Here is a 22,084-nt window from a genome sequence, read left to right on the forward strand (position 1 = left end):
TATTATTGCTTTATTCTACCATGCCCAACTTAGAATTGGTCTCCATCTTGTATTTATCTTGTTATTCTACCATATTACGGCGGGTATTTATCCACAATAACCATGGCGTTTACCCTCTCATGTCTCTCAGGGTCTTTTCTCACTTGCCCTCAATTCCCTCGTCCCATCTACCATGGCGTGGACGTCAGTTATGCTTGTATGCAGGGTCTTCGCCCGTATGGTGGATGTACTCTGACCACCCGCTCACATTTTCCAATCTACTTACTTTTTATAAAGAATCATTTTATCCTTCTTTCTTCACTTGTTACTCTCTATACATTGTTTAAGATGTGAACTCCTACCAAAAGGGGCGCTTTGCTACTCGACATGACTTAATCTCCTCGCAAAGCTAAGAATTTCTTTACCCCCTCAAGATGTGAATCACTCAAATTATTTCTCCTGCTTTAAACTAAGAATGTTCAAGCAATTTTTCTCACTTCACTTCACGCTGTCCTTGCTAAAGCCTCTCTCTTTATATCGCTCAACATCTTGTTCCCATCATACTTTACGCCTTTTTTCAAAATCGCATAAAATACCCTTATCAATTTACAACACAGTGCTATTAATGATTGCTTCTTCTTCAAGGGATTGTTCTCTCGCGTGGTGTAATACCTGTGCAGCTGCTTAAATTCTTCATTCTTTGCTACTATTGTAATCATGGCCTTGAACAAGCTACTTCTGAGCCTCCCTCGCCCTCTTTTACTTATACACGTCTGACCCTTGTACTTGCCAGAACTATTCTCAACTATATTGAGTCCCGCCAATTTCTGTATCTGTCTCGCATCCTCATACCTCTTTATATCTCCAACCTCAGAAATAAAGCCAACTGCCGTTTTTACACCAACACCTTTTATTTTAAGCAGTTCCTCTCCATTCGGCACCTCTCTCAAAAGCTCTGCCATCTCGGCTTCTATCTCTTCTATCTGCTTCTTTAAAAGCTCATATTGACTCAGCAAATATTTTATCTCTTGTCTTGCCAGCTTTCTCCCTTCTTTTTTACCTATACTCCTTTTGGCAGTCTCTACTAAATCCATCGCCCTCCTGCGACTAATCGCTCGCCTATCTACTTTGTCACGCCAGTACTCTATAATCCCTTCCACTTCATTTTCCACTACATCACAAGGCAATGGCACCTCCTTTAATGTTTCTATTGCCGTCTTGCCTTCCCAATCAGAAAATACTTCTAAAAACTCTGGAAAATACATATCGAGCCAGTTGATTATTTGATTTTTTAAAACGTTCAGCTGTTTTTGAAGCCTTTCATATATGTTCATCGCTACTCTCATCTCAGCATATATACCCTCGGGTATATTTGGCTCTGTATATCTTCCATCCTTCACAAGCATCGCTATCGTCTTCGGATCCTTTATATCGCTCTTAGTTTGCGTACTATCATCAAGCTCCTTGCTCCTCTTCACGTGAAAAGGATTCACTAAAACCACTTTTATGCCATTCTCTCTCAGATACTGCTCAAAGCACAGCCAGTAATGCCCTGTAGGCTCTATCCCTACTATCATGTTGTCTTTGCCATTTGCTTTCATTATCTTATTTGCCCAATCCAAAAATTTCTCCATACCTTCTTTCCTATTCTCAAACTCTATTCTCTTGCCAAGCTCCACTCCTCTAAAATCAAATGCTCTGCCTACATGCCTTTCCTTTGCTATGTCTACTCCTACAACTAAAGTTCTCTCTGTTACTTGTAATATCTTTTCATTTTGTGTATACTTCAAAGAGGGTACCTCCTTTGTTGTGTTTTGTCGTAAGTTGTACAACTTACATTCTGTATTTTACCAGGAGGTACCTTATCTCTTCAAATCTCATTTCTCTTCATTTTCACTCATTTTCGTTCATTACAGGAATGCTCGTAAAAATACACTGAATCCTCATCCTTTTCTATCACAGAAAAAAGTTCCCGTTTGCATTTTTCAAGCTTGCCATATGTTATTTCACCCTCAAATACAGAGTTTTGTACCCAAGTGAGGTACTTTTTCAAAATTTTTCGAACTTTATTCACACGTTTTTCATTAACGTCGTATGTAACTATTACAAATATTTTGCATCACTCCCTCATAGGAAGATAACTTCCAATACCAAAGTCTCTTATAAGAATATTAAAAAATTTTTTGTGGATAAATCTTACTTAAACTTAACTCCAATTAAGGATAAATCCAATTTGGTTAACACATTGTCCACGTGCTAAATTCGTTTTTAGATATCAACCATTTAACTACATTTAGCACGCTGTGCCCGTAAAAAATGTCCCATAATTTGCTTTTTAACTTCTGTCAGGTGTCTTTGCAAGAGTTCTCACCACCACGCTTTTAGAGGTGAGTAAACTTGATCTCCTATAAAATGCTTTATAAGCTTATAACACTCAAGCCTTATATATCCTTTGTAAGATACATTTCTGTTAAGCTGCCTGTGACGAACTGTTGTCTCAAGCTTGTTCCTCAGTTCATTTATAAATATCCTTCTTCCCTCTTGATTCAAATAGCAATAATTCAAATCCTCATCAAAGTGTTCAAGTGTAATCTGGCGATTATTTAAAAGTTTGAAAATTACGCTATCTACAACAAGAGGCTTAAAAATCTCTGAGATGTCAAGGCTGAGTGAAAACCTTTTTTCACTTGGTTCATGCAAAAAACTTATACTCGGGTCAAGCTGGGTGTGGTAAATCTCTGTTAAAACTGTGCTGTAAATCAGGCTATTTCCAAATGAAATCAAAGCATTTATCGGATTTGTCGGTGGTCTTTTTTCACGCTTTTCCATGTAAAAGTCTTCTGGCAAAAACTGATTGAAAGACGAATAGTAAATATTCCTCACTCTCCCCTCAAGCCCCATAAGCTCTGATATGCTTGAAATGTTAAACCTGCCATTTTCCCATTCATCTTCAATTGCATTTAAAAAAGCCTCTGCTTCTTTTCTTTCTCTTAAATTTCTCATCATATGATAAACCGCTGATTCGACAAAACAGTATGCCAAGAAGATTCTCTTTTCCCTATCAAGATAATGAAGTGCTTGCCGAACAACAACATCTCCAGAAACGTTTTTCTTGCGCGGCATAAAGCTTCCTGCATAAAATCCATAATAGTTGTAAAAGTGAAGAATTATGCCGTATTGAGAGATATAATTCAAAGCCTTGGTATTCAAATCAACCTCACCAAAGATATGAATTTGTTCAATGTTTTCGATGTCAATTGACCTCTTTTCAGTCTCTGTCTCAAAGTACAAGGTATTGTCTTTTCTGCGAAGTCTGCCATTTGAGGTAATGTAAAGTGTTTTTTGCATAGCTTTTACCCCCAGCAAAACTCAAAATACGCACAGGATTTGCATATTTTTTGCTTTGTAGCCGGCGGTGGAGTTACTTGAGAGGTTATTTTTTCTATTTCACTCAGCGCCTGCTTTACTTTTTGTTCATACTCAGGTGTAAGTTCTAAGATTTCTTTCCTGCGTTCTTTTGGATAGTTGATTATACCTTGCTTTTCTATTCCTTTTTGCTTTAGATAGTAAAGATAATACATAACCTGCATTATATCTGCCTCTTTCATTCTGCTGCTGTACTTTACCTCTCTCACTGCCCCATCTGATAGAATGTCAATCATAATAAGATTGTCTATCAAAACCTCTTTTGCATCTTCCTTAGGATAAGAATACTCATGCAAAACCTTGCCAAGCAGGACCTTGTCAGACTGATTTTCAAATGTGATGTTTTTGCTAAAAAGCCAGAGCTTTCTTTTGCAAACATAAAGGTAGTTGATTTTAATGCCTTGGAATTTGAGATCTTGCAGTTCCATTTGTTCAGACATCTCAAAAATCACTCTCTTATCGAAAATTTAACCTTCAAATCATTTCAGAAAGAATAACTTCTTCATAGTTAATTCCAGTATTGCTATCATATCCTAAATTCAAAATATAAATATCATTAAAGAAATTGCGAGGTTTTTCTATAAACTTTTCTACCCTCCAATAAGGAACTTCAACAATATATTCCGAAAACCTGTCAAATATCTTTGCTTTCTCTGCAACATTTTCTGCAGCAGAATATTGTTCAAATAGCTTCTTAGCTTCTTCTCTATACATCTGAGGTATAGCACGCACATTAAATATGTTCCTCAAACTTTCATGTACTTCTTGTTTTTCAAATTCTCCATCAAATATACTTTCGATTAAATTGAGCATTTCTCTGAATTTGTTATAATACTTAGTATCTTTTATTCTTTCATAGGAGTATAATTCTTCTACCAATTTTGCCTTCTCATTTTCTGAAATGATTTTTTTATCAAAATTCTTTAGCATTTCTAAACTTATACTATGAATATCTTTATCATATACCTTACCTATACCAGAAACATTTCCAGTATATATGTACACATTAGGTTCTTCTTGGTCATATTCTCTTTTTCTGTAACAACGACCCATTCGCTGGAATAAACTATCAAGAGTAGAAAGTTCGGTAAATAAAAAGTCAAAATCAACATCAATGGATGCTTCTATGATTTGAGTGGTAATCCAAATACCACTGGTGCTTTTTGGCTGTATACTCTTTATCCTTTCTTCTTTTTCACGCCTGTGCTTTTGAATAAACTGGGAATGCAATAGCTCAACTTTTATTTCTTCGCCAACCGCCTTTTTTATTTGTTTATAAACCTCTACTGCCTTTGCTATTGTATTTGTAATAACTAAAACATTCTTTTCCTTTGCTAACTCTATTATTTTGCTAATGTCAGCCTGAATATCTTTTTCCTTTATCTTTATTCTGTGTCTTTTTATTTGTGAATGATATTCAATTGTTTCAAAATTAATACCCTTTTCTTTTAAATAGTCTTTGTAAATTGTAGGAAGAGTAGCTGTCATTATCAAAAATCTTGTTCCAAACTTGTGCAGCATTTCTATGCCCTTTAAAATAGTTGCAGCAATAACAGGTGAATATCCTTGAATCTCATCAATGATTATTTTTGAATAAGCAAGAGTTGCTAATATTCTTTCATAGCCTTTAAACCTAAACGGAAAAGTAAACACTTGATCCATTGTTGTAAGCAAAAGTTGTTTCCCCAAGTATTTAGAAGATTGATAAATGGAAAATGCATCTTGGTGGTCATCTTCTTCGAAAAGTAAATACTGCAAACTTGTTGAATGCAAAAGCCCTACACTTTTAATTCCAACATCTTTTGCTATTCTTGAATACATCATATTAAGAGCAGCTCTCATAGGAAGAATAAAAAAGGTTTTAGCATCCTCTGACCACATAAGGGCTGCTTCAGTCTTTCCACTTCCGGTTGAAGCTATGAGTATTAGGTTTTTGCCTTTGTTATCTTTTATTAGGTCTTGTAATTCATTTAACTTTTTAAAAGTATTTAGAATATAACATTGGGTTTTGCCAAATAGATTTTCTTTAGTTGTGTCTTCAACATCTACATGCGCAGAAGCGCAATGGTCTATCCTCACAAGAAGCCCTTTTAAAAGAATGTAAACAAGTAGTTCTACTTCATTTTCTCCTCCTTTTTTATCCCACCAAACAAGTCTATTGCTACTTGAAACATATTTGTAATACTTTTTATTAAGACTTGTTAAACTTATCTTTAATTTAGGATTGAGAAGTTGGTTGTTTATAATATCAATCTTTGGTTCTAACTCTTCCTTAATTACCCTTACAATCAGTTCATATAAAACATCATCGCAAAGACTATCTCTCTCATGATGGTAGATGATTGCCTGCATAAATGCTCTTTCATAACCAGAATACTTCTGCAAAAGCCTTTTCGGAACAAATGCTGGTGACAAATAAGAATGCGGAATACTATTTTCAAATGTGGTCTTTAAAGCTTCCTTTTTCAAATGTTTTCTGATAACATTCTGAAAAGGGGTAAAAAGTTTTCCACAATCATGTAAAACGCATGCTGAATATAGCATATCCCAAAAAATATCTCTAACATTATCGGGTAAAATCGAATCTATTTCTTTTTTGTAGACATCTTTTAAAATCTGAAAATTATGTATTAGACTATCCACATGTTCTTGTAAGGTCTCTGGTGGTTGAGACTTTGCATAGATAACAATTTTATCATTCATTCTTCCATCACCTCACAACAGGATAAAAAGCTACCAAGTCCCCTTCTTCATCTACTAAGAATATTCCATCTTCAATTACACTGCCCTTTTCTATGTATTTAACTTCTGCTTTCTCTTCCCAAACTCGCAGTCCATTTAGCTTTTTGTAACTATAGTTAAGTCTAAATTTAATACCATTTAATCCAAAATTATTTTCTTGAACACTTTTGAGATATTCTTCAGGCATATATAAATTACACTTTACAAAATAAGGCTCTTCTATCTCAGAAAAATCTATCTTCTCAGCCCTTACAAACTTAATATCTGTAGCAAGTGCCAAGTCTTCATGTCTACCAACACTTAAATATGCGTCTGGCGAAATAAGTTTTTCAGCCAATCTCTCTAAAATTTTTTTATCAGGATAATACACGTGAATCAAAAGTTCAACATTATACAAAAGCTGAACACTAAGAGGCATACTTGTTATGTCACCATTATCTTTAAAAAATAACATTTTCTGATAATTTGTCATTACCGCCTCATATGTGCCTTGTATAGAAATATTAAACCTATAGAAAAAATCTTTAGTAGCAAGAAGTTTATGAAACAATCCTTTGACTGTAGAATAAGGTGGCAGAGGATAGGTTTCTGCCACCTTGAGAGAAAAAGGCTTCTTATAACATGCAGTTTCTTGAAAAATTTTTACCTTTAAAATATTTTCAAGCTTTTCTGCCAACTCATTTCACCTCATAATAATCTTTTATCTTTTCTTTAACGTTGTTAAAAAATTCATCAACAGAAATTACGCCTGATGGAACAAGTGAGCCTATCTCATCTAAATTTTCAAACACCCCTGGCATTGCTCCGATATATGTATCATCCTTAACCTTTTTGTTATTCCAAATCTGCATATTAAGTGTAGATTCTATGGGTTCTTTTACAATATAATACTTTTGGTTTAGCCCTTTTACCTGTAATCTTCCTAAGAAAAATGGATGAACAATATCATACACACCACCAATAATAAAAAGCGGTGAAAGATTTTCGCATCTACCTCGAATGTTCCTATTTAGAAACTTTATTACATCTAACAGCTCTGAAACTCTTTTAAATTTCTCCTCTTTTTCTACAACTTCTTTTACATTTTTGTTATCCTCAATCACACCTACACGCGACAAATCAATTGTAATTGTATACGTATAAAACGAATTATGAAATTCTATATTAGCAATATTTGCGTTTCTATTCTTTTCTTTATCTTCTAATCTATCTGCCATTCCCTTATTAGATAAAAATTCCAAATCATTTTTATAAGGCTCTAAAGATATTGCATTAGAAAGTCTTACAACTGCACTTCTTGTTAAGCTCTCTCCTTTTTCCTCATCCTTTGTCTCTTCCCCCTCATTACCCTTTTTCTTTTTCCCTCTTTGCGCTCTTTTAGTGATCATATAGCCAAACAAGTCCAACTCCTCGTACTTCTTTATCGCTTCAGCTATATCTTTTTCTTCAATTTTAAATTGAATTGTCCCTTTTTGCCCTTCTCTTTTAGTTTCAACCAATTCCCATCCAAATCTTTCACTTCCTAGCCTTACAATATCATATCTCAAAGATTGTCGTGAACCAAAAGTGTATAAATTTCCATCTCCTCTTGCAAATTTCTTTAGCTCTGAAAAGTTAGAAAAACCCTCTCCATAGTTTAAGCTGTTCCCAAGAAATATTATTGAAGCAGTAAAGCCTTTCTTAACCATTTTCTACTTCCTCCTCTATATTTTCATTTTTATCCTGTTTTGTTGAACTTCCTTTTTCTTTGTTCATCTCATATAAAATGCCAGCAACAAACGCTTGGGCAATTGATAAAGGATCTATTACATCCTTAAAGTCACTTGCTCCTTGAGATTGAACCAAACCTATGAACTCATGTGGGATTTGTATTTCAGTATTCATGTAAACTCTTATAATAGTATCAAAAACTGTATGAAAATCTCCTACTTTTGCAGCATTGAGGAGTCTATAAACAAGAGCTGGTAATTTGTTTTCTTGCTCTTTCTCTATGTAATACTCTGCTATTTTTCTACCACTTTTAAAAAGTACTCCTAATCTGTCAGTAACCATCTTTTCATCTCCTTTTAACATTTGATTCCCTGTTATCAATTCCTTATAATATTTAAGCAAACATTTAATACGCACAGATAAGTAAATAGAATAAGCCTCTTTATAGAAAGAGGTATAAAGCATTCGATAAGTTTCACTGAATATCAATCTTTCAAGGCCTTCATTTTTCAATATTGCATTGACTAAGTTGTTTCTAAACTCTGTATTTTGAATCTTAGTAATACTTTTACCCTCTCTTGATACCAAAAACTTAGCAACGTGCTTTGGAAAACTCAGATAGTTTATCTTACTTTTCTTTACTCCTTTTGTACCGCGTTCACTATAAAGAGCGTTAAATTCAACTACCAAAATATTTTCAAATGACCAAAGCGCCTTAGTTTTTAGATATTTAATCAAATCTATTGCAAACAATCTAAAAATACTATCTTCAAATCTATCTGTAGCAGATAATGCTTCCTCAACTCTGTCTTTAAGAGCATTGTTAATTTTTAAAAGCTCTTCTACAGAAGCATCTAAATTTACAAACACTTTGTATTTCTCTTCTTCTTTCTTAAATTTATCTTTATCTTCTCTTTTATATCGCACATACGTAATTTCAGAAACGCCAGCAGGTGCAAACATAAATAAGAATACACATTTTTTGCAAATTGGAAGATTGTTATGTCCGTTCCAGAAAAAGTTTTTCGCCCCGTCTGAACTCACAGCTAAAGGTACAAACCTCTTTTCATCAAATGTATCACCGCTTGAAATTTCACCACAGAAAACACAAGGTTTTGATGTAGGACCAGTTTTTGCTGTTTTTTTTCTTTTCTCCAAGTCTATTTGAATAGGTAATTTATGGTTGGAGTTTTTAATATTAAATAAACATTCTTTTAAAGGCCCAACAAAATGTTTATTAAAATAATATTCGCAACCACTAATACTATCACTTTTTACTTCTACTTTGTGAGTCTCAGTATATCTGTTAACAAATGAAGCTTGACCAATAAAATTTTGCCCTAAATCATTTTTAAGCCATTCTAAAAATTCAGTTTCAGTTGAACTACTGTTAATTTTCTTAAATTCTGTATAGAAATATTCAAAATAAGCTTTAGGAATATCATCAAGATATTTTTCCTCAAATTCAATAAAGTCATCGCAATAATTTAATGTAATATTATGATTGATATTAGATTTCGCATACTCTAAAACTCTACAAAGTCCCACTACGCACATATTATAAAACCAATCGTTAAGATGTATTCTTATCAATTTTATTTCACCTCTATTAGTACTAAAAGCAACATATTATTTGGATTTTAGTTTAAATAAATACTCTATTTTACCACCTCAATAAAGCCAAATCCTTGTCCACGCCTAAAGCCAAGACCATTTTGATAAATCTCTTTTAAATCATCTGGATGTCCTGATAGTTCAAATATACCGCCAAAGCCTGTAAGATACATAATTTCTTTGCCGGTGTTTTCAACAAACTCAGAAATTTTATGCTTTACAACAATCTTTTTGACATTTATTGGCTTAAAGCTAATTCTTTTATGAAGTCCTCTATTTTGCCCTTTCAAAATTCTGATATTTCTAATTTCAAAATCAATTACATCGTTCAAAACCTCTTCAAATCCTTCATCATAGGGCAAAACCGGAATTTTGTCATCTCCCTCTTTTTTCTCAATCAGCACAGGTGAAAAGGTTTTGAAAGTCATAGTTGAAGAAAATTGTTCTGGTTCTTTTATAAGGTATGCCCTCTTGAGTTTGATTTCACAGTTATTAGCCAATTTATGAGGATATAGTTTGCTGCTGATTAAACTATTGTAGATATTGACAAAAAACTCATAATCGGAAGTTGAAAGGTTTAAAACTATATCTCCTCTGAACAGCACTTTATCGTCTGAAAAATTCATGTTGGGCAAATTTACCGCATAAACAAACGGCTTTTGCCATTTATTCTTTTTATCCTCCCACCAATAAAGCCTTTTGAAATATTCCTCATTATATGATGATAGCGCTTTTTTCAAAAAAGCCATAAATAGCGTTCTATAGTAAACTGGGAGTTCCTTGGTTTCGTTAAACCCATTATGTACTTCAAATATAAATTTTGCTCTCATCTCAAACAATCTCTCCTTTTTTAACAAATTCTTGTGTTAAACTGTATTGTTTATTATATTTCGACATTAACTGTAAAAATCCTTCTTTTTTAAAATAAAATTTTTAAAGGAGGACAAAGAATATGACTAAAACTATCCAAGCTCAAAATAAAAAATTTTTAAAGTTGTATTACGTGATAAAAAAGATTACTGAAATACTAACTGAGAAGAAGAAACGTAATAGAAGAAGACGCCTGAGAAAATTTGATTTGTTTCAAATAATATCTCCATAGTCCAGATAAGACTGTATAAAAACAACGAAAGCTCTAGAAATAGTATCAATCGTTTACATCCCTTATAGTTCAGATAAAACCTGAACAAAAGAGAGAGTTAGCCACCTGTCCTGTCTGGTTTATATCCCTCATAGTTCAGATAAAACAAAAAGCCTGCAAGCATATGCTTATATCTATGCTTACGTTTACATCCCTCATAGTTCAGATAAAACGACCAAGCGAATGGTTTTACCGGCAGCAAATGAAGCGTTTACATCCCTCATAGTTCAGATAAAACCACTTGATAACATTTTAATGTCATTCAATTTTTATTGATAAGTTTACATCCCTCATAGTTCAGATAAAACACGTTTAGCTATTTCTTTCTGACATTTTAGCATTTAGCGTTTACATCCCTCATAGTTCAGATAAAACGATACAGGTCTAAAATTATTCCGTATAGTTCAGTTGGTTTACATCCCTCATAGTTCAGATAAAACATGGGGGAAATTGAAGTGTATAATTACATTCAAAAATAGTTTACATCCCTCATAGTTCAGATAAAACTATGTTATTGTCAATACCTTTTCCCCACTTTTGATAATATTTTTTCCCCACCTGTTTTAAAAAAAATTTAATTATCATTATTTAACTAATTTGACTCATTCTTGGAATCATCTGTTAAAGCTTTGATAGCACCCTCCCTTTGCTTCATCCTATAACTTTCACCTTTGATAACCACAAAATGACAGTGATGTACAAATCTATCTAAAATCGCTGTCGCTAAAACTGGATCATAAAATATCCTCGGCCACTCTTCAAATACTTTGTTTGTGGTTATTATTATCGATCCTCTCTCATATCTCTTTGATATTATCTCATAAAAATCATCTACACTGCTTTGATTAAATTTCCTTAAGCCCAGCTCATCTATTATTAACAAATCCACATTAACATAGTTTTTTAGCTTTTGTTGATACGAATTATCCGCTCTTGAAATATACAACTCTTCTAACATCTCATTTGCTGTGGTAAACAAAACTCTATATCCAAGTGCTACAGCTTTAAGTCCTATCGCTATTGCAAGATGTGTCTTCCCTGTCCCTGGCGGTCCTATGAAGGCCACATTCTCTTTCTTGCGGACAAATTCACAGGTCGCCAAATTGTATATAAACCTCTTATTTATTGAAGGCTGATAATTAAAATTATATTCTTCTAATGTCTTGTGCCATGGAAACCTCGCTTTGCTTATCCTCTTTTGATTACTGTTTATTCTCCTGTTACTCACTTCATCATTTATCAATATCTCAAAAAACTCTTGATACGAAAAATTATTCTTAATAGCTTCTTCTACTCTTAAATCAAAACTTTTTATTATCCCGGATAATTTCAAATCCTTTAGCTTCCCCAACAAAAGATCATTCATATTTGCAATTCCCCTATCTCAAGCAATTTGTTATATTCCCTGATATCCCTGTAAAGCTCTGTTCTTTCCTCATTAACATAGCTCTCGTCTTCATACTCAGGTAAATCGCTTATCCCTTTTTCACATATGTTCTTGACAACTTTGTAGCTTAGCCCTCCAAATTTTAAAGCCCTCTTACACGCATTGTCTACTGTCTCAGCTCCATATCTTTCTTTTAGTGCTATTATCCCACTTATGCTCCTGTAATCATATTTTTTAAATCCTTCCCGTTTAATAAATTCCTCAAAAAACTCCAACGCCCAATTACCAATCTCTGCCATTTTATCCCTCTGTCTTGACATTATATCCTCAATTGTTATATTCTTAGACGAGGGATAGTGTTCTTTGTTGGTTACGTATTTGCCCTTCTCATTGTTTTTGACAATCTGATGAAGGGCTATTTCTTTACCTTCAAAGAACACCCTCAAAAAACTGCCTATCTCAACTACTTCTACTTCACGTCCTGCATACTCATATGGCACTGAATAGTAGTTCCCTTTGTATATGAGATGACAGTTAGTAGCTACTTTGTGAATTGAACTTCTTGATATGTAATATTCCTCAATAGGAAGAGCTATTAACTTTTCCTTCTCTTCTGAGATGAAAACTTCTTTGGGAACTTTCTTGGTTGTGCCATGTACTCTCACATTTGCTACATTATCAAGCCAGTTTTTTAAATGTTCCCTCGCCTCATCAATATCTTTAAATTCTTCTCCAGAAAAACAGTTTTGCTTAACATACTTAATTGCTGATTCTACTTTGCCTTTATCAGTCGGTGTATACACCCTGCATGGCTGAGGTAAAAATCCATAGTGGCTCGCAAAACTTGCATAATCTTTTTGTATTTGCGCCTCATAAAAATCAACGCTCAATACACCTGCTTTTAAGTTGTCTATCTTCACAACTTCTACTACTCCTCCAAAATACTTGAATGCGTTCTTATGACACTGGATAAATGTTTCAACTGTTTGGTCGAATACTATCTCTGCATACATATATCTTGAATAGCTTAAAACCATTGTAAATACCCATGCTTTTTTGAATTTTCCATCAACTTTTATCTTACCTATATATCCAAAATCAACTTGTGCTTCTTCTGCAGGCAGTGTTGTTAAAACCATGTACACCTTTGAATTTGCTATCTTTTGTTTTAACTTTTGGACATATCTTCTTACATTAGAATAGCTTCCTTCAAAATCAAATTCCGCTTGCAAGTCTTGATGTATCTTCTTTGCTGAGTGTCCTTTATTAACCTTTGCCTCAATAAACTCCCTGTAATTATCTAATACAGAACCTTTTGATTTCCTCTCGACTTCTCCCTTCTGTTCAATGTCATGGATTACTTTTCTAACAGTTTTTCTATCCACGTCTAACAATCTTGCTATTTGACTTTTGTTGTATCCCCGTTTGAAAAGTGTGTAGATTGTTGTATGCATTGCAACCCCCAACATTTTCTTGTTATCTTCTCCTTCTGTAGTTTTTCCATACTTTCCATTCTACACTACAGAAGGCTTCTTTTTAAGTGGCAGGTGGGGAATTTTTAGTGTCATTTCTGATGATTTTATTTTATCATTAACAACTATTCCTGCGATAGGGTGCCAAATGTAAAGCCTATTATTGTTTACATCCCTCATAGTTCAGATAAAACAGGGATTAAAAACCGAGTAGTTCAGTAGGAATTAATTCGTTTACATCCCTCATAGTTCAGATAAAACTTGCTATGTGATGTAACTCCTAAACCTTCTCTTGCAGTGTTTACATCCCTCATAGTTCAGATAAAACACGACGGACGATAGACCAGGCTTTTCTTGAAATGATTAGTTTACATCCCTCATAGTTCAGATAAAACGCAGCAAAAAGCAAAGCTTGAACAACCATTTGCTTTGTTTACATCCCTCATAGTTCAGATAAAACGTGTTAGAAAAAATTCGAGAGGCAAACGCAAGGTTACGTTTACATCCCTCATAGTTCAGATAAAACAGTCGCAGCTCATTTATGAACGAATACATACCAAACACGTTTACATCCCTCATAGTTCAGATAAAACATGTTCGTGTATATGCCTTGTGCAAGCATATCCATCGTTTACATCCCTCATAGTTCAGATAAAACAAAGCTTTGGGGAGGGAATAGAAATGAGAACAATGAGTTTACATCCCTCATAGTTCAGATAAAACCTTGACTTTGGCTATGCTGTTGACCCTGCAGCCTATGGTTTACATCCCTCATAGTTCAGATAAAACTATCAAAGCCGCTTCGTTTGTTACAGACACAATTAAAGTTTACATCCCTCATAGTTCAGATAAAACACCGCAAAATCCCTCCCAGTTGCCATATCGCAAAGCTTGTTTACATCCCTCATAGTTCAGATAAAACAAGTATGGCGACGTTTAGACAGATTTATATTTCGTATGTTTACATCCCTCATAGTTCAGATAAAACCTAATAAAAGCTTTTTAAATGAGGTGTAATAGAGAAGTTTACATCCCTCATAGTTCAGATAAAACATCGTATCAGCTATTATAAGAAACACAAAACAGCAAGTTTACATCCCTCATAGTTCAGATAAAACTTCGGGGCTGCGGCGCAAGGTTGCAGCGTTCCCAGCGTTTACATCCCTCATAGTTCAGATAAAACTGAGGATGAGCGGAATTCAATTCCGGTCACCGATTCTTGTTTACATCCCTCATAGTTCAGATAAAACCAGCGCACAGCAACCCAGCTGGCGTGGGCGGGGCGGCGTTTACATCCCTCATAGTTCAGATAAAACGCGATAGTATGTAGCAGTTTCAATTTCAAGTTCATCGTTTACATCCCTCATAGTTCAGATAAAACAAGAAACTGGGTTAAGGCGTTTTAAAGAAACACTTTTTTGTTTACATCCCTCATAGTTCAGATAAAACTATCACTACTAAAATTTCGCTTTTTAAAGTTTTGAAAGGGTTTACATCCCTCATAGTTCAGATAAAACCAGCCAAATTTATCGCAAATGCAGATTTGCCCATCGCGTTTACATCCCTCATAGTTCAGATAAAACAAAACAATTTAAAACAGGTTGCAAAACTATTCTATCGTTTACATCCCTCATAGTTCAGATAAAACCTATTTAGTTCTGCCACGTTGCTTATCTTAGCCAAAGTGTTTACATCCCTCATAGTTCAGATAAAACAGACTCATTAACACGTTTAGCAATAATTTATGAAAAACAGTTTACATCCCTCATAGTTCAGATAAAACACAGCTTTTGGAGAAAAACCCAAAGTTACAGATATTCGTTTACATCCCTCATAGTTCAGATAAAACTTAAAAAGTAGATAAGCCCCTACAACACCTAAAACAACGTTTACATCCCTCATAGTTCAGATAAAACAAGGAGGGATTAGTGATGATATTTGTTATAACTAAAGAGTTTACATCCCTCATAGTTCAGATAAAACGCAACAGCAAATTAACGAGCTGTTAACAAAAGATTAGTTTACATCCCTCATAGTTCAGATAAAACTAGCTCGTTTTTTTAACGTAACAGTTGACTATTTAATGTTTACATCCCTCATAGTTCAGATAAAACTTCCTCAAATTCTCAAGCAATCTTGCAGACCAAATCTGGTTTACATCCCTCATAGTTCAGATAAAACAGCAGGCAAATTCAAGATGGCAGAAGAAGTAAGGAAGTCGTTTACATCCCTCATAGTTCAGATAAAACTAGCTAAACAATGCTAATATTGTTAAACCACCAGCGTAGTTTACATCCCTCATAGTTCAGATAAAACGAGTAAATGCACAGGACATGTTGCAATTAACGTCTGCGTTTACATCCCTCATAGTTCAGATAAAACAAAAAATCAATAGTCCACAAATTGTGAACAAATTGTTAGTTTACATCCCTCATAGTTCAGATAAAACAACTGTAGATAGAAAATTTTTAACCAAGCAAGCGTTGTTTACATCCCTCATAGTTCAGATAAAACGCAGATAGTCGCTGATGTAGGGAAAAAGATTGATATAGTTTACATCCCTCATAGTTCAGATAAAACTTTCATCCCAAATTTGAGAGTTGTATCTGTTTTTCTTGTTTACATCCCTCATAGTTCAGATAAAACTTTAAAAAATTTGATGAAGCTTTGCAAAGACTTAAAAGTTTACATCCCTCATAGTTCAGATAAAACCCTCTTTTTAAAAGTTGGCGGAAGAAATTGATGTTGCTTTCATTATAGTTTATTTCATAAGTCTCTTCAAGAGGGGTATTTTGCAGCAAGGTGGGAGTTAAGGTTTTAGGATATTTTGAAAAATAGGCTCTATCCCTTGAGAGAAAAGTCTTTTTTAGGCTGAGCTTAAATTTATAGGTTTGCTGCAAAAAGGATAAAACTGGTTATGAAGCCTTTTAAACCTTTGACCATCCCTCACAATGCAAGCAGCTTATTTTTCCTTCAACACTCCATTCTAAAATTTCTTAATTTATTTAGGTTGTTGAATAAAAAATATTACCAACAATACATAAAATAAACAAAAGTTATTGATTCCATTCATAAGCGAAAGAAAACTTCTTACCTTCTAACTTTCTAAGAAGTTGCTCAAATAGAAAAGTAATTAGTATCCAATCAATATACCTTTTATAATTTCTAAATCCCTTGAGCCTCACATTCTCAAGATTATATTCACCTTTTAATTTGCTAAATAGTCTTTCAATCTTTGTTCTCTGCTTGTATAGCTTTTTACCCTCTTCAGTTTCTAAAAATCTTATGTTCTTGCTTCTAAAAACATTCTTAACATTGTTTTTATCTTTCATGTTTCTTTTGTTTATCCCAGCAACAAATTTAACTTTAAGCTCATTTGCTATATTAAACCATCTGCTACAATCGTATCCCGCATCTGCTAATACAATCTCACAGCCAAAGCCCCATGCCCTATACAAAAGCTCTTCTTGTCTTGAGTCATGTTCATTTGCCCCTGTTAAAATCCAGAAAAGTGGTATTACTTCTTCTTTACCTGTACACAAAAGATGTAATTTGTATCCCCTGAAAAATCCTATTGTAATATGTATACCTATTTTTGCTTCTGAATCATTTTTGGCACTTCTCAGCGGCGTAGAGTCTACTATCGCTATACTCATATCAGGTTCTATCTTAGCTATTAATATGTCTTTTATATCTTGCATGTATTCTTTTTCTATTTTTCTTGACAACTTTGCAAAATATGAATAGTCCGGACTTTCTTCTATACCTACTACTTGCTTAAACTCTGTGTCTTGATTTATTCGATATTCTAATTCTCTGAAACTCTTTATCCCCTTTTTAACTTTATAAACCAAACAAGCTATTATCTGAAACAGATTAAATTTCCTCGGTCGTCCCCTTCTATTTTGCTTTATCTTCCTCGATAAAACTTCAGTAACCTTTTTTATTACAAAAAGCAGCTTTAAAAATTTCTTATTTTGTGCTTTAATATTCTTAGTCATCTTTTTCCCCCTTGTGTTTTGTTGTGGTTTTCTCTTAAATTAAAATTATAACACAAGGGGGCTTTTTTCTTTTGTTACTATGTTTACTCTATATGGTTATTTCTTTTATTCAACAACCTCTAATTTATTATAAACAAAAATTAAAGTTTTACTTTACAAAAACCTCTAAAAAGACTATCCCAACAAAAGCACCAGCATGCAAAGTATAAAGCTATGTCTTGACAAAAGCTCCTCAAAAGTCTATCTTCATTCTTAAGCCAAAACATTCAAAAAAGTCCGGTGAGGTGAACTTTGATTAAATTAAGTTGGTAGTCAACAGTTGGGGATAACGATGAAAAATGGTATAATTTTAATCAGAAAGTGATGAATGCGAAAAATGAGCAAAAAGGTTAAGAGATGCCAGGATATTAGAAAATAGAGGTGCTGGCAAAAATGAGAACCATTCAAGCTAAGCTGGTATTTGATAGAAATGAAGACAAGAGGAAAGTATTGGACCTTATGAGAAGATGGTCAGCCTGCATGAGATATGCGTATAACAGACTTTTGGAAGGGCATGAGAAAAATGAACTCAAAAAGCAACTGCAAAAGATTTTTAACTTGAACGCGAGATATGTGTCGGATGCAGTGATGAAAGCAGAGAGTCTTATAAAATCCTGTAAAGAGAGAGAGGAAAATCCGAAGAAAGTCATATTTGGTGGCAGAGAGCTGTTTGAAAAATTCCAAAGACGCCATATAAACGGGGAAGCATATAAAAAGCTAAAACTGGAATGGTATGAAAGAAGAAAAGGCAATCTTTACTCAAGAGGAGAGAGAAGCAAGAAAGGAAACCTTAGTACAAGAATTGAGATAGATGGAGATTCTACATTGCTCAGAATCAATGTAGGGAAGAAACAGTATGTATATGCGAGGGTACAAGGCGGGTGGAAAATAAAGAATAAGACGTACCATAGACAGGAACCAACTTTTGCAAGCAATAAGCACCTCAGGTGAACCCTACTCTGTAGAGCTGAAACTCAAAAACGGTGCAGTATATGCCTATTTTACCGTTAAAGAGGAATTTCCAGGGCCTGAGATAACGAGAGCAAATGGAGTTATAGGGATAGACAAGAACGCATATCCCAGGTACGTGGCATGGGTAGAGACAGACAAGAACGGACAGTTTTTGGAATATGGTAAGATACCAATGCCAGAACTTGAGAGCGGAAGCTTTGACAAGAAGGAGTTTTACAGGTGGCAGTACGCCCACATGTTAGTACAGATGGCAAAGAAGAAGCAAAAAGCAATAGTTATTGAGAACCTTAACATACAGGACAGGGGCAGAAGAGGAGATTTTTCAGGTAGAAAGTCGAGGCGGATAAGACACTACTTTGGGAGCAGAGCACTTTTGGAGAAGGTAAAACTTTGGGCAAAGCGTGAAGGGATAGAGGTTATAGAAGTGGACCCAGCGTACACTTCAGTGATAGGGATGTTGAAGTATGCCCCGCAGTATATGGTAAGCAAGGATATAGCAGCAGCCTATGTAATAGCAAGAAGAGGACTTGGGTTCAAAGAGAGGATACCAGCTAACTACATGAAACTTCTTAGTAGACTTGATATTAGCAGTTTAGAAGGACTAAAAGAGTATGTGAACAGAGAAGTAGAGAATGTACACTTGAGGAAAAAACAGCTTAAGGAGATTGAATATGTAATGCGTATGATACAAAGCTCTGGGAGTGAGTCAGGGAGGGCATCAGAACCTCTGGATGGAACAAGTTCTGGTGCCTGCGGCGATGACCGCAATCTCTGGCGAGTTCTCAGGGTAGCGGTGGTAACGCCACTCTCCCCTGACAGGGTACTGCGTGATATGTCTGTCCTGAAATCGATATTGGTTTCAGGGCAAGTGGGGAAGACCTGTAAGGGCGCGAGTTCCTGCCACTTAAAGGCAGGGGCTACTGTGCAGTTTTGCACAGTTTGGTTAACCTGGTGTTACAGCATTTAACCAGCTCATGCAGTATTTGAACTATGCTGAGATGTTAATAGTATCGTCTAACTATTGGAATGTTATTCATGGAAGGCTGCCTGGCGAAGTTCTGCAGGATGAAGAAGGAGTTCAGATAATGAGAGTACTTGGAAAGAACATGGCTTGGCTTTTGAAGCTTGTTGAAAATGGGAAAGGTAATGTAAAAGAGCCTGAAAAAGAATCAAAGATATTTACTAACTTTGTTAGATAAACTTAAAACTTACATAGCTTAAAAAATAAAGTGTTAATCCTGTATGCCAATATTTAGGAATTTTTTTGTTTTATTTACCACTATATTGTATAGTTTTAGTTGATCAGAATTTGGTGTTAGGCAAGCGTTTAATATTAGTTTAATACAATTTAGTTTTTCTTAGTACAGCTCAGGTGTTTTTAATCCTCCCTTAAACAATAATTATTTTCCTGGTGCCAAATTATAAAAGTGTATATCAGTTTAGAATAGTTAAAATATGTTAAAAATGGTATATAAAAGTAGTGACTATTGGGTTGATTATTATCTTTACTATAAAATCAACATAGCAGTAATCAGTAAAATAAAAACATTGACAGAAAGCATTCAAACATTTGAACTTTGAACGTGGAGGTGTATCATACACTTTTGGGAAATTGAAATGTTCCAGTCGCCCCACACCCAGGTTTTCTTTTCTTATAAATTTTTAACCCACCAATTGGAGACTAAACAAAAAAGAGGCTGCCTTCTTGTCTTTTTGTGGGCAGCCTCTTTTTTAGTTTTTTATCTCAAATACCTAAGAGGATTTTGAGGAACACCATTTTTTCTCACCTCAAAGTGAAGGTGCGGACCTGTGCTGCGTCCAGTTGAACCACTCTTTGCAATCAGCTGACCTTTTGCAACTTTCTGCCCTGGTGATACTAAAATCCTGCTAAGATGCCCATAATAGGTCTGATACCCATTTTTGTGATTTATAATTACAAGTTTTCCATATCCGCCCGACCATCCTGTAAATTCTACAACTCCACCGTCTGCTGCATACACATTTGAACCCCATGGCATAGCAAGGTCAATTCCTTCGTGAAACTCTCTCCCCCTGTAGCCAAACCTTGATGTCAAAGTCCCCCAAGCAGGGAACGAAAACCTTCCTGTTGCAACGTACGCAGGTGGTTTTTTAGTCCCCACAACAACTATTCTTTCAACAGGCTTTTGAATAAGCTGCTGTGAAATAATCTGCCTGTCATATTCAAGCCCATTCATATAGACAATCTTTGCACGAATCTTTGCTCTGCCATCTTTACCTTCTTGTTTGACAATTGTCTGGGTGGTATAGTAGTTTTCTGATTTTATAACCTTTACTTCTTTGGGAAGCACATCCTCATATTCAACCTCTTTTTCCAGCATAACGTTTATTAGCGGGGCTGCTTTTGTAAGTTTTATTTTTTGCCCAGGCATAATTTTCTCTGAAAGTCCTGGGTTTGACGCAAATATATCATCCACTGCAAGATTATATTTTCTTGACAGATCCCAAAGAGTATCTCCTTCCTTGACTGTATATTCTATTACCTGGTCTTTTCCAAACATAATCTTTGTTAAGGCAGTGTTTTCATCAGCTACTTTAATAGCTGGTGAGACATAAACTGGTTTTATCTCTACCTTCTCTAAGAATTTTGCCTGCGATGCCTTGTCATTATAGTAGACCTTTTTTAGCTTGTTAAGAATGTTATTTGGAGTTTGTGGATTTTCAAATACAAAATATGGTTTTGAATTAACAAAAATAGCATACCTTTTTACAAGGACCTTTCCCTTTTCTATGATAGTATTTTTCAGCTCATCAACCCTTGTCTCACGATATTGACCAGGCTCAATGCTCCTTAGTTGAAGCTTACTTTGTAAAATGAAACTGTCTGTATTGTGTCTTTCCTCTACTTCTTTTTTAATCTGGGCAAGAAGGTTTTGTGCTTCAGTCTTGTCCTTTACATACCCTACAATCTGATTGTTCAAAACAACTGCGTACGCTTTTTTGTATGTAGAAGGCATTTTGTTGATTAAAAATAATATTACAATCATCAAAATCAAGGTTGAAAATATCTTTGCCTTCAGAACTATTTCGGTGTAATTTGGCGCCTTTTTGATATACTTTAGCCCCATTAAAATTCTATAAACCTCAGAAACTGCATCTTCAAAGATGTGTGAAAGTTTATTATGTATCTCTTTTGAATATAGGGATTTAATTTTATCTAAACTTAAAAATCTATTTGAAGAAGTTTTATTCCTCTCAGCACTTCTATCCTTTTTGAATTTTTTCTTATCAACCTTTTTGTTGCTCTCCAGCTTTAACTGTAAAAGTGCTTTGTCCTTACCCTCAGCCTTTGCTACTTTTTCACCAGTGTCTTTAATCTTTTCTTTTATCTCAGCTTGAATATTTTTAGGAACAAACCTTGCTTTTTCTTTATCTGGCACGGCGGCTGTGGCAGCTGATTTGCCTTTTGGCGTGTGCTTTGCCACAAAAACACCCCCTTACAAAAACAAAAAGGGTATTAATAATACCCTTATATAATTTATACTATGTTGAGTATGCAAAACACTATATTTTTATTTTAATTTAGATTGTTTGATGTGTCAAAGGTAAAAATTAAAAGAGA

General features: G+C 34.5%; 13 protein-coding genes, 3 pseudogenes and 2 CRISPR repeat arrays. Of the genes and pseudogenes, 3 read left to right on the top strand and 13 right to left on the bottom strand.

All coding sequences use genetic code 11. The features are described 5' to 3' along the window. Positions 1-482: 482 nt before the first annotated feature. From ELD05_RS12605 to cas6, 9 genes are all read right to left on the bottom strand, one after another. Entirely contained in the window at positions 483-1,769 is a 1,287-nt protein-coding gene (locus ELD05_RS12605; protein ID WP_127352704.1) for an IS110-like element ISCsa4 family transposase, read from the bottom strand. 107 nt (positions 1,770-1,876) lie between these two features. Next, positions 1,877-2,092, bottom strand: a complete 216-nt coding sequence (cas2, locus tag ELD05_RS12610; RefSeq protein ID WP_127352992.1) for a CRISPR-associated endonuclease Cas2 — start codon at positions 2,090-2,092, stop codon at positions 1,877-1,879. Positions 2,093-2,346: 254 nt separating this feature from the next. Beyond that, positions 2,347-3,327 carry a type I-B CRISPR-associated endonuclease Cas1b gene (gene cas1b, locus ELD05_RS12615; RefSeq protein ID WP_127352705.1) on the bottom strand — a complete coding sequence of 327 codons (981 nt, stop codon included), beginning with the start codon at positions 3,325-3,327 and terminating at the stop codon, positions 2,347-2,349. 5 nt (positions 3,328-3,332) lie between these two features. Further along, positions 3,333-3,833 carry a CRISPR-associated protein Cas4 gene (gene cas4 / locus ELD05_RS12620; RefSeq protein ID WP_241243507.1) on the bottom strand — a complete coding sequence of 167 codons (501 nt, stop codon included), beginning with the start codon at positions 3,831-3,833 and terminating at the stop codon, positions 3,333-3,335. Positions 3,834-3,879: 46 nt separating this feature from the next. Continuing rightward, positions 3,880-6,108, bottom strand: a complete 2,229-nt coding sequence (gene cas3, locus ELD05_RS12625) for a CRISPR-associated helicase Cas3' (RefSeq protein ID WP_127352707.1) — start codon at positions 6,106-6,108, stop codon at positions 3,880-3,882. Positions 6,109-6,115: 7 nt separating this feature from the next. Further along, a complete protein-coding gene (gene cas5b / locus ELD05_RS12630) occupies positions 6,116-6,823 on the bottom strand; it encodes a type I-B CRISPR-associated protein Cas5b (RefSeq protein WP_206516890.1) in 708 nt (235 codons plus the stop codon). A 1-nt stretch (position 6,824) separates the two neighbouring features. Next, positions 6,825-7,835: a type I-B CRISPR-associated protein Cas7/Cst2/DevR gene (gene cas7i / locus ELD05_RS12635; RefSeq protein WP_127352708.1), complete on the bottom strand. Its 1,011-nt coding sequence runs from the start codon at positions 7,833-7,835 to the stop codon at positions 6,825-6,827. After that, complete coding sequence (gene cas8a1, locus ELD05_RS12640) at positions 7,828-9,450, bottom strand: type I-B CRISPR-associated protein Cas8b1/Cst1 (protein ID WP_127352709.1); 1,623 nt, start codon at positions 9,448-9,450, stop codon at positions 7,828-7,830. Before cas8a1 ends, cas7i begins: the two co-directional genes overlap by 8 nt. Positions 9,451-9,515: 65 nt before the next feature. Then, positions 9,516-10,301, bottom strand: a complete 786-nt coding sequence (gene cas6, locus ELD05_RS12645; RefSeq protein WP_127352710.1) for a CRISPR-associated endoribonuclease Cas6 — start codon at positions 10,299-10,301, stop codon at positions 9,516-9,518. Positions 10,302-10,423: 122 nt separating this feature from the next. On the opposite strand from cas6, the pseudogene ELD05_RS15150 reads away from it, so the two are divergent. Beyond that, positions 10,424-10,567: pseudogene (locus ELD05_RS15150) on the top strand (ISNCY family transposase); the annotation flags it as partial. 57 nt (positions 10,568-10,624) lie between these two features. Continuing rightward, positions 10,625-11,119: direct repeats of the CRISPR family, unit length 29 nt; unit sequence GTTTACATCCCTCATAGTTCAGATAAAAC. An 85-nt stretch (positions 11,120-11,204) separates the two neighbouring features. On the opposite strand, the gene istB reads toward ELD05_RS15150, so the two are convergent. From istB to ELD05_RS12665, 3 genes are all read right to left on the bottom strand, one after another. After that, entirely contained in the window at positions 11,205-11,978 is a 774-nt protein-coding gene (gene istB / locus ELD05_RS12655) for an IS21-like element ISCsa9 family helper ATPase IstB (RefSeq protein WP_127351519.1), read from the bottom strand. Beyond that, entirely contained in the window at positions 11,975-13,453 is a 1,479-nt protein-coding gene (istA, locus tag ELD05_RS12660; RefSeq protein ID WP_127352923.1) for an IS21 family transposase, read from the bottom strand. The genes istB and istA overlap by 4 nt, the downstream gene beginning before the upstream one ends. A gap of 183 nt (positions 13,454-13,636) precedes the next feature. Beyond that, positions 13,637-16,183: direct repeats of the CRISPR family, unit length 29 nt; unit sequence GTTTACATCCCTCATAGTTCAGATAAAAC. Positions 16,184-16,527: 344 nt separating this feature from the next. Continuing rightward, the gene (locus tag ELD05_RS12665) at positions 16,528-17,472 is read right to left on the bottom strand and encodes a transposase (RefSeq protein ID WP_127350978.1); all 945 of its coding nucleotides are present in this window, start codon (positions 17,470-17,472) and stop codon (positions 16,528-16,530) included. A 432-nt stretch (positions 17,473-17,904) separates the two neighbouring features. On the opposite strand from ELD05_RS12665, the pseudogene ELD05_RS12670 reads away from it, so the two are divergent. After that, positions 17,905-19,450: pseudogene (locus ELD05_RS12670) on the top strand (IS200/IS605 family accessory protein TnpB-related protein). Further along, positions 19,434-19,682, top strand: a pseudogene (locus ELD05_RS12675) (flavodoxin family protein); the annotation flags it as partial. The pseudogenes ELD05_RS12670 and ELD05_RS12675, both read left to right, overlap by 17 nt. A 540-nt stretch (positions 19,683-20,222) precedes the next feature. Here ELD05_RS12675 and ELD05_RS12680 read toward each other — a convergent pair. After that, positions 20,223-21,947 carry a peptidoglycan DD-metalloendopeptidase family protein gene (locus tag ELD05_RS12680; RefSeq protein ID WP_127352711.1) on the bottom strand — a complete coding sequence of 575 codons (1,725 nt, stop codon included), beginning with the start codon at positions 21,945-21,947 and terminating at the stop codon, positions 20,223-20,225. Between the last annotated feature and the right edge of the window lie 137 nt (positions 21,948-22,084).

The sequence above is a fragment of the Caldicellulosiruptor changbaiensis genome (genome assembly GCF_003999255.1).
Classification (GTDB): Bacteria; Bacillota; Thermoanaerobacteria; order Caldicellulosiruptorales; family Caldicellulosiruptoraceae; genus Caldicellulosiruptor; species Caldicellulosiruptor changbaiensis.